General features: G+C 39.2%; 15 protein-coding genes, 1 pseudogene and 1 riboswitch. Of the genes and pseudogenes, 12 read left to right on the forward strand and 4 right to left on the reverse strand.

Annotated features, from left to right (window positions below; translation table 11 throughout):
* Positions 1–10 precede the first annotated feature (10 nt).
* From tmk to AAX18_RS00175, 9 genes are all read left to right on the forward strand, one after another.
* Positions 11–643 carry a dTMP kinase gene (tmk, locus tag AAX18_RS00135; protein ID WP_032825402.1) on the forward strand — a complete coding sequence of 211 codons (633 nt, stop codon included), beginning with the start codon at positions 11–13 and terminating at the stop codon, positions 641–643.
* Entirely contained in the window at positions 640–1,623 is a 984-nt protein-coding gene (locus AAX18_RS00140) for a DNA polymerase III subunit delta' (protein ID WP_005626133.1), read from the forward strand. The genes tmk and AAX18_RS00140 overlap by 4 nt, the downstream gene beginning before the upstream one ends.
* Positions 1,624–1,677: 54 nt before the next feature.
* On the forward strand, positions 1,678–2,460 hold the full coding sequence (locus tag AAX18_RS00145; RefSeq protein WP_005626132.1) for a YchF/TatD family DNA exonuclease: 783 nt from the start codon (positions 1,678–1,680) through the stop codon (positions 2,458–2,460).
* A 26-nt stretch (positions 2,461–2,486) separates the two neighbouring features.
* Positions 2,487–3,011, forward strand: a complete 525-nt coding sequence (locus AAX18_RS00150) for a DUF1523 family protein (RefSeq protein ID WP_005626131.1) — start codon at positions 2,487–2,489, stop codon at positions 3,009–3,011.
* 50 nt (positions 3,012–3,061) lie between these two features.
* Positions 3,062–4,360 (forward strand): polyamine export protein PaeA, encoded by a 1,299-nt coding sequence (paeA, locus tag AAX18_RS00155; protein WP_046952565.1) that lies wholly within the window; start codon positions 3,062–3,064, stop codon positions 4,358–4,360.
* A 72-nt stretch (positions 4,361–4,432) separates the two neighbouring features.
* Complete coding sequence (locus tag AAX18_RS00160) at positions 4,433–4,963, forward strand: hypothetical protein (protein ID WP_046952566.1); 531 nt, start codon at positions 4,433–4,435, stop codon at positions 4,961–4,963.
* Between the two features lie 71 nt (positions 4,964–5,034).
* Complete coding sequence (fruB, locus tag AAX18_RS00165) at positions 5,035–6,534, forward strand: fused PTS fructose transporter subunit IIA/HPr protein (protein WP_046952567.1); 1,500 nt, start codon at positions 5,035–5,037, stop codon at positions 6,532–6,534.
* Position 6,535: 1 nt separating this feature from the next.
* Positions 6,536–7,477: a 1-phosphofructokinase gene (gene fruK / locus AAX18_RS00170; protein ID WP_046952568.1), complete on the forward strand. Its 942-nt coding sequence runs from the start codon at positions 6,536–6,538 to the stop codon at positions 7,475–7,477.
* Between the two features lies 1 nt (position 7,478).
* The gene (locus AAX18_RS00175) at positions 7,479–9,149 is read left to right on the forward strand and encodes a fructose-specific PTS transporter subunit EIIC (RefSeq protein ID WP_046952569.1); all 1,671 of its coding nucleotides are present in this window, start codon (positions 7,479–7,481) and stop codon (positions 9,147–9,149) included.
* A 61-nt stretch (positions 9,150–9,210) separates the two neighbouring features.
* Here the strand turns inward: AAX18_RS00175 and AAX18_RS00180 are convergent, their stop codons facing one another.
* Positions 9,211–9,891, reverse strand: coding sequence for a metallophosphoesterase family protein (locus AAX18_RS00180; RefSeq protein WP_046952570.1), 681 nt, complete (start codon positions 9,889–9,891; stop codon positions 9,211–9,213).
* A pseudogene (gene nadR / locus AAX18_RS00185) lies at positions 9,888–11,129 on the reverse strand (multifunctional transcriptional regulator/nicotinamide-nucleotide adenylyltransferase/ribosylnicotinamide kinase NadR); the annotation flags it as partial. The pseudogene nadR and the gene AAX18_RS00180, both read right to left, overlap by 4 nt.
* Positions 11,106–11,283: riboswitch (FMN riboswitch) on the forward strand. (Overlaps the previous pseudogene by 24 nt.)
* 88 nt (positions 11,284–11,371) lie before the next feature.
* Between nadR and ribB the strand changes: the two are divergent.
* Together ribB and AAX18_RS00195 are read left to right on the forward strand one after the other, a co-directional pair.
* Positions 11,372–12,019, forward strand: coding sequence for a 3,4-dihydroxy-2-butanone-4-phosphate synthase (gene ribB / locus AAX18_RS00190; RefSeq protein ID WP_005626122.1), 648 nt, complete (start codon positions 11,372–11,374; stop codon positions 12,017–12,019).
* A 90-nt stretch (positions 12,020–12,109) separates the two neighbouring features.
* The gene (locus AAX18_RS00195; protein ID WP_046952572.1) at positions 12,110–12,880 is read left to right on the forward strand and encodes a glycosyltransferase family 25 protein; all 771 of its coding nucleotides are present in this window, start codon (positions 12,110–12,112) and stop codon (positions 12,878–12,880) included.
* A 47-nt stretch (positions 12,881–12,927) separates the two neighbouring features.
* On the opposite strand, the gene trmL is transcribed toward AAX18_RS00195, so the two are convergent.
* Together trmL and rsmD are read right to left on the reverse strand one after the other, a co-directional pair.
* Positions 12,928–13,410 (reverse strand): tRNA (uridine(34)/cytosine(34)/5-carboxymethylaminomethyluridine(34)-2'-O)-methyltransferase TrmL, encoded by a 483-nt coding sequence (gene trmL / locus AAX18_RS00200; protein ID WP_005625919.1) that lies wholly within the window; start codon positions 13,408–13,410, stop codon positions 12,928–12,930.
* Positions 13,411–13,420: 10 nt separating this feature from the next.
* Positions 13,421–14,002, reverse strand: a complete 582-nt coding sequence (gene rsmD / locus AAX18_RS00205) for a 16S rRNA (guanine(966)-N(2))-methyltransferase RsmD (protein ID WP_005625917.1) — start codon at positions 14,000–14,002, stop codon at positions 13,421–13,423.
* Between the two features lie 96 nt (positions 14,003–14,098).
* On the opposite strand from rsmD, the gene ftsY reads away from it, so the two are divergent.
* Positions 14,099–15,442 carry a signal recognition particle-docking protein FtsY gene (gene ftsY, locus AAX18_RS00210; protein ID WP_005625915.1) on the forward strand — a complete coding sequence of 448 codons (1,344 nt, stop codon included), beginning with the start codon at positions 14,099–14,101 and terminating at the stop codon, positions 15,440–15,442.
* The last annotated feature ends 14 nt before the right edge of the window (positions 15,443–15,456 follow it).

Here is a 15,456-nt window from a genome sequence, read left to right on the forward strand (position 1 = left end):
GGAAGAAAATATGAAAGGAAAATTTATTGTCATTGAAGGCTTGGAAGGCGCGGGGAAAAGTTCCGCTCATCAGTCTGTTGTACAAGTCTTGTATGAACTTGGTATTCAAGATGCCGTGTTTACACGCGAACCTGGTGGAACGCCACTGGCTGAGAAATTACGCGATCTCATCAAACATGAAACCGAAGAACCCGTGACAGATAAAGCAGAGTTATTAATGCTTTATGCGGCTCGTATTCAGTTGGTGGAAAATGTGATTAAACCTGCCTTAATGCAAGGGAAATGGGTGGTGGGCGATCGTCACGATATGTCATCTCAGGCATATCAAGGGGGTGGACGTCAATTAGATCCGCATTTTATGCTCACCTTGAAAGAAACCATATTAGGCAATTTTGAGCCAGATCTCACGATTTATTTGGATATAGATCCGTGCGTTGGTTTAGCGCGAGCTCGTGGACGTGGCGAGTTAGACCGTATTGAGCAAATGGATTTAGATTTTTTTCACCGTACTCGAGCACGCTATTTAGCGTTAGTAAAAGATAATCCAAAAGCAGTCGTAATTAATGCAGAGCAGAGTATTGAACTTGTTCAAGCTGATATCGAAAGCGCGGTAAAAAATTGGTGGAAATCAAACGAAAAATGACCGCTCTTTACCCTTGGCTAATGCCAATTTATCATCAAATTGCTCAAACCTTTGACGAAGGTTTGGGGCATCATGCTGTGCTGATTAAAGCTGATTCTGGTTTAGGTGTAGAAAGTTTATTTAATGCACTTGCACAGAAAATAATGTGTGTGGCTCAAGGCGATAAACCTTGTGGCCAATGCCATTCTTGTCATTTAATGCAAGTCCATAGTCATCCAGATTATCATGAATTAAGCCCTATTGACGGCAAGGATATTGGCGTCGATCAAGTACGCGACATTAATGAAATTGTTGCGCAGCACGCACAACAAAACGGCAATAAAGTGGTGTATGTGCAAGGAGCGGAATGTTTAACGGAAGCAGCTGCCAATGCGTTATTGAAAACATTGGAAGAGCCTCGTCCAAATACTTATTTTTTACTTCAAACAGATAGTTCGTCAAGTTTGTTGGCAACCATTTACAGTCGATGTCAAGTGTGGAATCTGTCTGTGCCTAATGAACAAATGGCTCTTGATTGGTTGAAATCAGAAAGTGCGGCTGAAAATCAGGAAATTTTGACCGCACTTGCGATGAATCTTGGGCGTCCGCTTTTTGCCTTAGAAACTTTACAACAAGGGCTGATTGAACAGCGCAAAAACTTCTTACGTCAATTTTGGGTGTTCTATCGCCGACGTTCGCCATTGGAATTGCTTCCGTTGTTTGATAAAGAACGTTATGTTCAGCAAGTTGATTGGATTTTGGCTTTTCTTTCCGATTGTTTAAAACATAAACTTGAAATTGATAGTCATCGACAAGTGGCTGATCTTGGGCGTGGTATCGAACAATTCAGCGATGAGCAAACCGCTCTTGGTTTATTACAAGCCATTAAAATTATGCAAAAAGTGCGGTCAGATTTACTTACAATTAATGGTGTGAATGTTGAATTAATGCTATTAGATGGCTTGACGCGATTAGTTACAGAAGTATTTGAAACGCAATAAATTAAAGATATATCGTCTATGGCGTTCAAGCCTTAGGCATAAGGAAAAATAATTATGTTCATTGTTGACTCCCACTGCCATTTAGATGCTTTGGATTATGAAAATTTACATAAAAATATCGCGGATGTGGTGGAAAAAGCGCGAGCGCGTGATGTGAAACATTTGCTCGCGATTGGTGTAACCTTAAGCCGTTTTGAGCAGGCTTATGACTCTTTACGTGAATTTAATAATGTCTCACTTGCTTGTGGTGTTCATCCCCTTGATTTTGAAGAGGAACCTTATGACGCAGAACGCTTATTACGTTTAGCGCAAGATCCAAAAGTGATTGCGATTGGCGAAATTGGCTTAGATTATTATTACAGCGCGGACAATAAAGCGGAACAACAAGCGGTGTTTGGTAGCCAAATCGATATTGCAAATCAGTTAGATAAGCCTGTAATCATTCATACACGTTCTGCGGGCGATGACACCATTGCAATGTTACGCCAACACCATGCTGAAAAATGCGGTGGCGTTATTCATTGTTTTACGGAAACCATGGAATTTGCGAAAAAAGCGTTGGATTTAGGTTTTTACATTTCTTGTTCTGGCATTGTAACCTTTAAAAATGCCGAAGCGATTCGTGAGGTTATTCGTTATGTGCCAACGGATCGCTTATTGGTGGAAACAGATTCGCCTTATCTTGCGCCAGTGCCTTATCGAGGAAAAGAAAACCAACCGGCTTATACGAGAGAAGTATGTGAATATGTAGCAACCTTAAAGGGTGTTTCGGCTGAGGCGTTTGCTAGAATCACCACGCAAAATTTCGAGCGTTTATTTAAAATTCGTGTAGAATAAATGCACAGTTCTGACAAGGGAAAAGTATGCGAAAGTTTTTTAAATATTTCTTATTTATTGTTGTTTTTTTATTCCACGGTTTTATGTTTTCTGTGGTCAATTATGTATTTCCTCATTACGATGTGACGCGTGTTACTGGCGTAGAAGTTAAACGTGTTGATAAAGATGGCCCAATCACAAAATCGAATCCAGCTGATGGCCCAACACGTGATGTGTATTACATCAATACGCAAAATGATGATGGCAAAATTATGGTGTATCGCAATGAAGATACACGTTGGGGTTTCCCGTTCTACTTCAAATTTGGATCAGCCAATTTACAGGCTGAAGCGCAGGCTTTGGGTAATGACAACAAACTTGTGCAAATTAAATACTATGGTTGGCGTATTACGATGATGGATGAATATCGTAATGCAACCTCAATTAAAGAAATTACGGCTGATGACACGCCAAGTCATCCAATCGTTTCTTGGATTTTTTATGCATTCCTGTTAGCTACTTTATTCTTGTCTATTCAATTTGTTCGCGGCTGGTTTGACAGCGAAGAGTAATATCCTGAACGGCCGCAAAGTGCGGTCGTTTTCTTTCATATTTTTGAGTAATGATTATGGAATTATTTCATACTATTTTGGCGATTATTGCCTTAATTCTAATTAGTGCGGTTGTTTCTTCTGCAGAAATTTCACTGGCGGGTTCGCGTAAATTGAAACTACAAACCCTTGCGAATGAAGGGGATGTACGCGCGCTTCAAGTGCTTAAATTACAAGAGCACCCAGGTCGTTTTATTACCGTGGTTCAAATCGGTTTGAATATGGTGGCTATTCTTGGCGGGGGAATTGGTGAAAGTGCACTAAGCCCTTATATCGCGGAAATTTTAAGCCGTTCTTTTGTGGGCGATTGGATTGAGCCAACCTCTTCTACAATCGCGTTTGTATTGGTTACTTGTTTCTTTATCTTATTTGCTGATCTTATTCCAAAACGTATTGCCATTACTTATCCTGAAATGGTGGCATTGCGCGTTGTCGGAATTATGAATTTCAGTATGTTTGTCTTTAAGCCGCTTGTATGGTTTTTTGATACGATAGCTAATGTATTTTTCCGCTTATTTCGTATTTCCACTGTGCGTGAAGATGGCATGACATCTGAAGATATTTTCGCCGTAGTAGAAGCGGGTGCAGAGGCTGGAGTATTAAAAACTCAAGAGCATTATCTCATCGAAAATATTTTCGATATGCAATCGCGTACAGTGACCTCCACTATGACAACGCGTGAAAATATCGTGTATTTAGACCGCACTTTTTCTCGCCAAGAAGTCATGGATACGCTTTCTCGTGATTCTCATTCTAAAATCGTGATTTGTGACAATAGCCTAGACAAAATCTTAGGTTATGTAGAATCCCATACGTTGCTCACCATGTATTTGCAGAATGAAAATGTGGTGCTCACAGATCCTAAACTACTCCGTAAAGCATTATTTGTGCCTGATACGCTTTCTCTTTACGAAGTATTGGAATTGTTTAAATCTACTGGCGAAGATTTTGCGATTATTGTAAATGAATACGCCCTTGTCGTTGGTATTGTTACGCTAAATGATGTGATGAGTATTGTTATGGGGGAATTGGTTTCTAACGAAGAAGAATATATTGTGAGTCGTGATGAAAATTCGTGGCTTATTGATGGCGCAACGCCATTAGAAGATGTGACACGAGTGTTAGATATTGAATCTTTCCCAGATGAAGAAAATTACGAAACCATCAGTGGCTTTATGATGTATATGTTACGTAAAATCCCGAAAAAAACCGATTCTGTGGTTTACGGAAAATACAAGTTTGAAGTGATTGATACAGAAAATTTTAAAATCGATCAGATTTTGGTATCTTTAGTAAAAGAGGCGGAATAATTACCGCCCTTTCTTTAATCCCCTTCAGCCAGTATAATGGCGGCGTTTTATTAACTTTAATCAGGTATGACTATGTTTAAAAAAATCTCTGTTTTATTTTTTACGTTAATGTTGGCAGGTTGTTCTTCTTGGTCATCGGTTACCAACTATATTCCATTTATGGGGAACGATAAAAAAGTGATTGATTTAGATAAAGATAAAATCGATCAAAAATCTTATGCGGCTGCTTATGAAGCGACTGTGGCGACATATAAAGGTAGCGTGAATGAAAATTTCTTTGTAGATAATTTTGCAAGTGGTGCCAATGATTGGTATTTAGGCCGTATTTTAGTTCCTGTGAAACAAATTCAGGATAAACTTTATACTGGCGGCCATGATTCTGATGTATATGCTTATTATAGCGGAGTGTTACATGCGGAAGCATTGCAAGCTAATATTAAACGTTTGAACGCAAATTGTTGGGAAAAAGTGGATTCGCAAAGCATGACTCAAGGTATTTATGATGCGATGCGTGATTTGCAAAAAGGCAAAGAGCGCGGTGAAAATGATGAATATATTGCGCAAGGTAGTGAAGCACTGCTGAAAGCCTGCACATCTAAATAATTGTTTTTCAACAAGCTGCTGGTCGATTTATTTCACCAGCAGCTTTATTTTTAAATTATTAAGGAGCAAGAATGTTAGAACTTTCGGAAAGCAACATTCATTTAAATGCTAACGCAGCTGATAAACAACAAGCGATTGAAATGGCAGCGTCCGCATTAGTTCAAGCAGACAATGTTGAAAATGGTTACTTACAAGGAATGCTAGCCCGCGAGTTGCAAACCTCAACCTTTTTAGGCAATGGCATCGCTATTCCTCATGGCACCTTGGATACTCGTTCGATGGTAAAGAAAACGGGTGTACAAGTGTTTCAATTTCCTCAAGGCATAGAATGGGGCGAAGGAAATATTGCTTATGTCGTGATTGGTATTGCGGCGCGATCTGATGAGCATTTGTCCTTGTTACGTCAACTTACTCACGTTTTGAGTGATGAAGATACCGCAGCGAAGTTAGCAAAAATAACCGATGTTGCTGAATTTCGTGCGATTTTAATGGGTGAAACTATCGAACCGTTTGAAATTCCTGCTGCTAATATCAGTTTAGATGTAGATACACAAAGTTTATTAACTTTAGTCGCGATTAATGCAGGGCAATTGCAGGTGCAAAGTGCGGTGGAAAATCGTTTTATTTCTGAAGTGATTAACAATGCGGCATTACCGCTTGGCAAAGGGTTATGGGTAACGGATTCTGTTCTAGGTAATGTGAAAAATGCCTTGGCATTTAGTCGTGCCAAAACGATTTTTAGTCACAATGGAAAAGCTGTAAAAGGCGTGATAACCGTTTCAGCTATCAGTGATCAAATTAATCCAACTTTGGCGCGTTTATTAGATGACGATGTTCAAACAACCTTGCTCAATGGTAATTCAACAGAAATTTTGACCGCACTTTTGGGTTCATCGAGTGATGTTGAAACTCAATCTGTAGAGGGGGCCGTTGTAGGAACCTTTACGATTCGTAATGAACACGATTTACATGCGCGTCCAAGTGCAAATTTGGTTAATGAAGTGAAAAAATTCACTTCGAAAATTACCGTGCAAAATCTTACTCGTGAAAGTGAAGTTGTCAGCGCAAAAAGCTTGATGAAGATAGTTGCGCTTGGTGTAACACAAGGGCATCGTTTACGTTTTGTGGCAGAAGGGGAAGATGCAAAACAAGCTATTGAAGCATTGGGCAAAGCGATTGCTGATGGTTTGGGCGAGAATGTTTCTGCGGTGCCACCATCCGAACCAGATACCATTGAGATTATGGGGAAACAAATTCACGCACCAGCGGTAAGCGAAGATCATAACTTGCCAGCAAATGCTATTGAGGCAGTGTTTGTGGTTAAGAACGAACACGGTTTGCACGCTCGCCCAAGTGCAGTGTTGGTAAACGAAGTGAAAAAATATAATGCCTCTGTGGCGGTTCAGAATCTTGATCGTAATTCTCAATTAGTGAGCGCGAAAAGCTTGATGAAAATTGTGGCATTAGGTGTAGTGAAAGGGACTCGTTTACGTTTTGTTGCGACGGGCGATGAAGCGCAACAGGCTATTGACGGAATCAGTGCGGTGATCGAATCAGGTTTAGGGGAATAGTATGGCAAGCGTCGTAACAATTACCTTAAATGCGGCCTATGATTTAGTCGGGCGTTTAAATCGTCTCCAACTTGGTGAAGTAAATACCGTAGAAACCCTTGGTTTATTTCCTGCTGGGAAAGGCATTAATGTCGCAAAAGTACTAAAAGATTTAGGCGTTGATGTTGCAGTAGGTGGTTTCTTGGGCAAGGATAATTCAGCTGATTTCGAGCAAATGTTTAATAAGCACGGTTTGGAAGATAAATTCCACCGTGTTGATGGCAAAACGCGTATCAATGTAAAAATTACCGAGACTGAAGCGGATGCTACAGATTTAAATTTCTTGGGATATCAAATAAGCCTACAAGTTTGGCAACAATTTGTGATGGATTCTTTGGCTTATTGTTTAAATTATGACATTGTCGCAGTGTGTGGCAGTTTACCTCGAGGTGTATCTCCTGAATTGTTTGCTGATTGGTTGAATCAGCTTCATCAAGCTGGCGTAAAAGTTGTGCTTGATAGTAGCAATGCTGCGCTCACCGCTGGATTAAAAGCGAAACCTTGGCTAGTAAAACCCAATCATCGAGAACTTGAGGCTTGGGTTGGTCATTCATTAAATAGTCTTGAAGAAATTATTGCGGTAGCATGGCAACTCAAAGCGGAAGGCATTGAAAACGTGATTATTTCAATGGGCGAAAAAGGTTCTTTATGGATTAATAATGAAGGCGTGCTCAAAGCCGAACCACCAAAATGTGAAAATGTAGTGAGTACTGTTGGAGCAGGGGATTCCATGGTAGCAGGCTTAATTTATGGTTTTGAAAAAGGTTTATCGAAAGCTGAAACCTTAGCTTTTGCTACGGCTGTGTCCGCTTTTGCTGTGTCGCAAAGTAATGTTGGTGTGAATGATTTGAGTTTACTTGACTCCATTTTAGAAAAAGTACAAATAACGATGATTGAAGGATAGTATGAAGTTATTTTTAACCCAATCAGCTAATGTAGGCGATGCGAAAGCCTATTTATTACATGAAGTTTTTCGAGCAGCTGCACAAAAAGCGAATGTCTCTATTGTAGAAACACCAGCTGAAGCAGAGCTTGTTCTCGTATTTGGTTCTGTCTTACCAAATAACCCCGCTTTAGTTGGTAAAAAAGTCTTTATTATCGGCGAAGCTATCGCTATGATTTCACCTGAAGTCACGCTGGCAAATGCCTTAGCCAATGGAGCAGATTATGTTGCACCGAAAAGTGCGGTGAGTTTTACAGATGTTTCTGGTGTAAAAAATATTGTTGCGGTAACAGCTTGTCCAACTGGCGTTGCGCATACGTTTATGTCAGCCGAAGCGATTGAAGCCTATGCGAAAAAGCAAGGTTGGAATGTCAAAGTTGAAACCCGTGGTCAAGTTGGGGCTGGCAATGAAATTACTGCAGAAGAAGTCTCGGCGGCTGATTTGGTATTTGTTGCAGCAGATATTGATGTGCCTTTAGATAAATTTAAAGGTAAGCCAATATATCGCACTTCAACAGGCTTAGCCTTGAAGAAAACCGAGCAAGAATTTGATAAAGCATTTAAAGAAGCCAAAATTTTTGATGGTGGAAATAATGCGGGAGCGAAAGAAGAAAGCCGTGAGAAAAAAGGTGTGTACAAACACTTAATGACTGGCGTTTCTCATATGTTACCGTTAGTGGTTGCGGGGGGATTGTTGATCGCGATTTCCTTTATGTTCAGTTTTAATGTAATTGAAAATACTGGGATTTTGCAAGATCTTCCAAATATGTTGATGAATATCGGTAGTGGTGTGGCGTTCAAGTTAATGATTGCCGTGTTTGCTGGTTACGTTGCATTTTCTATCGCTGATCGTCCAGGGCTTGCTGTTGGTTTGATTGCAGGGATGCTGGCAAGTGAAGCGGGCGCAGGGATTCTTGGCGGTATTATTGCAGGTTTCTTAGCAGGCTATGTGGTGAAAGGGCTGAATGTGATTATTCGATTGCCAGCAAGCCTGACTTCATTAAAACCGATTTTAATTTTACCGCTCTTGGGTTCGATGATTGTTGGCTTGACGATGATTTATCTCATCAATCCACCCGTGGCTGAAATTATGAAAGAGCTAAGTAATTGGCTTACTTCAATGGGCGAAGTGAATGCGATTGTGTTGGGCGCAATTATCGGCGCAATGATGTGTATTGATATGGGCGGACCGGTAAATAAAGCAGCGTACACTTTTTCGGTTGGATTGATTGCATCCCAAGTTTATACGCCAATGGCTGCGGCAATGGCCGCGGGTATGGTTCCTCCAATTGGTATGACAGTTGCGACTTGGATTGCTCGCAATAAATTCACAGTTAGCCAACGCGATGCGGGAAAAGCGTCATTTGTCCTTGGTTTATGCTTTATTTCTGAAGGTGCATTACCATTTGTGGCAGCAGATCCAATTCGTGTCATTATTAGCTCTGTGATTGGTGGTGCGGTGGCTGGTGCGATTTCAATGGGATTAAATATTACATTACAAGCTCCACACGGCGGATTATTTGTAATTCCATTTGTATCTGAGCCATTGAAATATCTTGGTGCAATTGCGATTGGTGCTTTATCAACAGGCGTAGTTTACGCCGTCATTAAATCGAAAAACAATGCGGAATAATACCGCACTTTGAATGTAAAAAAGCCGATTCATTTGAATCGGCTTTTATTTTGGAATAGATTTATTTTTCACGATCGTCGATCGTTTGTAGCAAATAATTTCCCTCTGCATCAGCAAGACTGCGGAAACCTACATTCGTGATTTTGTAGGGATACTTTGTTCGATAAGTAAAGTTTTCGTGATGATGTCCGTGGAATACTTGCTTAACCCCCATCTTCATTGCCAAATCATTGATTACTTGGAAACCCATCGGATGTGGTTTAGGTGCTTCATGACAAATCAATACATCCGCTTGTTGATTTTCTAAGATTTCAATATCGGATGGAAAAATTGACGTGCGATGACGCAAAGGCACACCGCCTCGCCAGATTTTCTCCTGTGGGCTATATTGACAATAATGAATAGGATCAAAAAACATGGGGCGATTGGGCGGCATCCAAATTTGCCCGCGGAACACACCGCCTAACCCAGCAATGCGAGTACCTTGAATATCAACTACGCGATTGTGTAAATTTCGTGATTGCCATTCAGAGCCCCAAATCGCATCAAAAGCACTAATTGTTTTGCTATCATGATTTCCATGAATAAACCAAATATCACAATGTTGTGCGAGTTTATCCAACTCATCTGTTGTGATGAGCTGTAAATCGCCTAAAATTATGAGTGCGACATTTTCCTGTTTTCTCACAAAAGGGTAAATATGATCGTAGCTTCCGTGTGGATCACCGGCAAATAAGATCATTGATGTTTTCCTTTTATAACAAATGGACTATTTTGCAATTCACTGATTTCTTCTTCATTTAACACTTTCTCAATGACTGCTTTAACTTGGTTATAACGGTCAAGATAACTTGGCGATTCAATCTCTATATAAGGAACTTTATATTTATCTAACAGTTTTTTGAGTAGTTGTTGAAATTGTTGGCGTTGTTTTTGTGAGCCTAAGCTGCGTAAGCCATCATCCACCCATTCAGTATTATTTTTCAGCAAAATAGTGACATCGAAGGGATATTCTTTAATCATTGAGTCTAAAAATGGGTGAGCTTTTCCTTCATATTGAATGCAGAAAGCTTGCGTGGTGATGAAATCCGTATCAATAAATGCAATTTTATGTGCATGGCGCACGGCATAATCAATATATCGTTGATGACCAAGAGCCATTTGCGGATAATCAGAATATTGCATAGCTTGCTCATTACCACCGAGTTTTTCAAATACAAATTCACGTCCGTATTCCCATGCAGAGGTGGTATTAAATACGGCGGCTAACTTATTAACGAGCACGCTTTTACCGCTACTTTCTCCACCTAAAATTGCCACCGTTTTGGCAAAGAAAGGACGAACTTCTTTCGGAATAAATTTCCAATATTGGAATGGTGTCGTACGAATTTTAGTTGCGGACACATTAAAGAAAGTGCGGTCAGGATCGACTAACGAAACTTCTAAACCTAAGTATTTCTCGTAAGGCGCTTTATCTTGAGGTTCGCTACTAAATACGATTGAAGGTTCAAAATGCTTTTCATTAAATAACGTTTTAACTGCTTCACTCCAAGATTGCCAGCCATTTGGATAACTTGGAATACCGTCTTCAACCAAATGATGAATAAAAATCTGATTTTTTTGATATTTGAAAATTTGCTGCATCCAACGCAAACGATCCTGCACGGTTGGCATACGTTTCATTTTACTATCGTAAAATAATTTCAAATCGCGCTCCGTATCACTACACACGATAACGTGCAGTTCATCTACTTTACTGAACGCTTCATAAATCATATTTATATGACCTGTGTGTACGGGATAAAATTTCCCGAAAATGACACCGACTTTTTTCTCTTTTGCTTTTGACATAATCCGTTCTTGATAGCGTAAGAATTGAGTGCGTTTATTGTAGGCTAAATGAAAATATTTTTCACGTTCTGATTTAGTGCCTAGGTATTTTGCGCTATACTTAGTGCGCATTCTCAGGGCAGGGTGAAATTCCCTACCGGTGGTAAAGCCCACGAGCGTTTAAAAGTGCGGTCAATTTTTGGCAAATTTTCCCTGCTAAATTGTCCTGTTCTTCACTTTTAAAGTCAGCAGATTTGGTGAAATTCCAAAGCCGACAGTAAAGTCTGGATGAAAGAGAATAAAAGGAGTTGGCTTCCCAAATCGTTCATTTTATTTGCATTTCTCAGCCCTGATTCTGGTATTTAATTGAAATCTCAAATTAGGAAATTACTATGAATCAGTCAATTTTATCCCCATTCGGCAATACCGCTGAAGAACGCGTACTTAACGCAATTAATGCTTTCAAAGATGGAAATGGTGTATTAGTTTTAGATGATGAAGATCGTGAAAATGAAGGTGATTTAATTTTCCCGGCAGAAACAATCACACCAGAACAAATGGCAAAATTAATTCGTTATGGAAGTGGTATAGTTTGTTTATGCATTACCGATGGACGTTGCCAACAACTCGATTTGCCACCAATGGTAGAACACAATAATAGCGTAAACAAAACGGCTTTTACGGTTACGATTGAGGCTGCAAAAGGTGTTTCTACAGGCGTATCTGCCGCAGACCGAGTAACCACTATTCAAACGGCGATTGCGGATAATGCTGTTCCGACAGATTTACATCGTCCGGGCCATGTATTTCCACTTCGTGCAGCAAATGGCGGTGTCCTTACCCGTCGCGGACATACTGAAGCTTCCGTTGATTTAGCACGTCTGGCAGGATTTAAAGAAGCAGGCGTTATTTGTGAAATCACGAATGACGACGGCACAATGGCTCGCGCCCCTGAGATTGTAGAATTTGCGAAAAAATTTGGTTATTCTGTGCTAACCATTGAAGATTTGGTTGAATATCGTTTAACTCATAATATTTAGCATGAAGAAGTGCGGTGAAAATTTCTATGATTTTTCACCGCACTGTTTATATTATACAGCTTCATCTTTTTATTTATTTTGGTAACTTTTATGCAGAGCACAGAACAACACAATTATGTCATTAGTTTAACTACTGAACAAAAACGCCGAAAACATATTACAGAAGAATTCTGTAAGCAGAATATTCCTTTTGAATTTTTTGATGCTATCACGCCTGACCTTATTGAAGAAACCGCTAAAAAATTTAATATTACATTAGATCGCTCTCCTAAAGCCAAGTTGTCGGATGGGGAAATTGGTTGTGCATTAAGTCATATTGTCTTGTGGAATTTAACCTTAGAGAACAATTTAAACTATATCAATATTTTTGAAGATGACATTCATCTAGGGGAAAATGCCAAAGAATTATTAGAAATTGATTATATTTCTGATGATATTCATGTTTTAAAATTAGAAGCAAATGGCAAAATGTTCTTTAAAAAACCACAAACTGTAAAATGTGATAGAAATATTTATCCTATTACGGTAAAGCAATCTGGAACTGCTGGATATACTGTTACAGCGAAAGGGGCTAAATATTTACTTGAATTAGTAAAAAATAAACCGCTTGATGTAGCTGTTGATTCTCTTGTTTTTGAGGATTTTTTACATTTCAAAAATTATAAAATAGTACAACTTTCACCCGGTATTTGTGTTCAAGATTTTGTTTTGAATCCAAGCAATCCTTTTGAAAGTAGCTTAAAAGAGGGGCGAGATAGAGTGCATGGAAGTCAACATAAGTCTTCTGTTTTAGAAAAAATAAAAAATGAATTTGGACGAGTAAAAATAAAAATGTTCGGAAAACAAGTTCCATTTAAATAACAAAAGAGCAGTTAAAAATCCCATTGAATTTTAACTGCTCTTTTTGTTTATTTTATTTCTGGTAAATTTACTGCACCTTCATAGCCTAATTGTCGCCATGCTTCATAAACCGTTACTGCGACAGAATTAGACAAGTTCATACTGCGACTATTGGCTGTCATTGGAATGCGGATTTTTTGTTCCATCGGCATTTCATTTAAAATTGACATCGGAATGCCGCGAGTTTCGGGGCCAAACATTAAATAATCACCAAGTTCAAACTTTACCTGACTATGTGCTGGACTGCCTTTTGTTGTGAGTGCAAAGAGACGTTTAGGTTTTTCGCTTTCTAAAAAGGCTTCAAAAGTCTTGTGACGTTTGATTTCTGCAAATTCGTGATAATCCAAACCTGAGCGGCGTAAGCGTTTATCATCCCAGGTGAAACCTAGCGGCTCAATTAAGTGCAAGCGAAATCCTGTATTGGCACAAAGGCGAATAATGTTACCGGTATTTTGTGGGATCTCTGGTTCATATAAAACGATATCTAACATAATTTTTTCTCTAATTCTGATATAAACGATAACTCACCATTCCCGTTGTTTTTTCTTTCAATAACGTCCAGTTTTCAGGAGTGATGAGCGGTTTATCTTTCTCTGTTTCTACGTAAATTAACGCATTGGGTTTTAGCCAATTATTTTCACAAAGCAAGTTAATTGCTTGTTCTGCCAAATTAAAATGAAAGGGTGGATCTAAAAACACGACATCAAAGTGCGGTTGATTTTGTGGCTGTTTTAGAAAATCCAAACTACTTTGATTAACCACTTCAGCCTGTTCTGATGAGCATTTGAGTGTTTGTAAATTCTTTTTTAATTGATTGGCGACGGTTTTATCTAATTCTAAAAAAGTCACTTTTTTCGCTTGGCGAGAAAGTGCTTCAAAACCTAATGAACCACTCCCCGCAAAGCCATCTAAACATTCAGACTGATGGATATAAGGCATTAACCAATTAAAAAGCGTTTCTTTCACTCTATCGCCAGTTGGGCGTAAGCCTTCTGAATTTAATACTGGAAGTTTTCGACCTCGCCATAGACCTGCAATAATGCGAACCTCGCCCTTTGCATTTGGCGTTTGTATTTTTTTCATAAAGATTCGATTTTTATTGAAAATTGTGCTTAGTTTAGACGATTTTTTGCTAGAATAAACGACATTTTTATCGGATTACAGTTAAGAGAGCATTTTATGGCTGAAGAAAATAAAAAAGGCGGATTTTGGGCATCGTTATTTGGGCGTAATAAAAAGCAAGATGAACCTAAAATTGAGCCGATAATAGAAGAAAAGATTAAAGATGTCGAGCCATCTATTGAAAAACTTGAAACTCATGATTTAGTTGAAGAACCGTCTGAATTAGAGGCAGTAGAAAGTGCGGTGGAATCTGAGCCGTTTTTAGTAGAAAGCATTGAAACGAATGAAATAGTTGAAGACGAAAAAATACAGGAAATTTCAACCGCACTTGAGCCAGTCGAAGAAATCATCGAAGCGAAAAATTTAGAAGATGACCTTCCTATTACAGAAACCGTGGTTGAATCTGAAATTGTTGAAGATATTAAAGATGAGCTTCAGCCTGTTGTTGAAATTGAAACTCGCGAAAAGCCAAGTGAAGGGGGCTTTTTTAGTCGTTTAGTGAAGGGATTACTGAAAACTAAACAAAATATTGGCGCAGGTTTTCGTAGTTTTTTCTTAGGAAAAAAAATTGATGATGAGTTGTTTGAAGAATTAGAAGAACAACTGTTGATTGCGGATATTGGCGTGCCGACAACAAGTAAAATCATCAAAAATTTGACTGAGCATGCAAGTCGCAAAGAATTACAAGATGCCGAGCTTTTATATCAACAATTAAAAGTAGAAATGGCGGATATTCTTGAGCCAGTAGCACAGCCATTAAAGATTGATAGCACGAAGAAACCTTATGTGATTTTAATGGTGGGCGTAAATGGCGTGGGGAAAACGACGACAATTGGTAAGCTTGCACGTAAATTTCAGGCTGAAGGAAAATCAGTGATGCTCGCAGCAGGTGATACTTTCCGTGCAGCGGCCGTTGAGCAGCTTCAAGTTTGGGGAGAACGCAATCACATTCCAGTTGTTGCCCAAAGCACCGGCTCTGATTCTGCATCGGTGATTTTTGATGCGATGCAATCAGCGGCTGCACGCAATATTGATATTCTTATTGCGGATACGGCGGGTCGTCTGCAAAATAAAAATAACTTAATGGACGAACTGAAAAAAATTGTTCGTGTTATGAAAAAATATGATGAAACTGCACCACATGAAATTATGCTTATGCTGGATGCTGGAACGGGACAAAATGCCATTAGCCAAGCGAAGTTATTTAATGAAGCTGTAGGTTTAACAGGGATCTCTCTAACTAAATTAGATGGCACGGCAAAAGGTGGCGTGATTTTTGCCATAGCCGATCAGTTTAAGTTGCCTATTCGCTATATCGGTGTAGGCGAGAAAATTGAAGATTTACGTGAGTTTAATGCCAAAGAATTTATTGAGGCATTATTCGTTCATGAAGAAGAATAAAAAGAATAAGGAAA

The organism is Haemophilus haemolyticus (genome assembly GCF_001008205.1).
Classification (GTDB): domain Bacteria; phylum Pseudomonadota; class Gammaproteobacteria; order Enterobacterales; family Pasteurellaceae; genus Haemophilus; species Haemophilus haemolyticus_Q.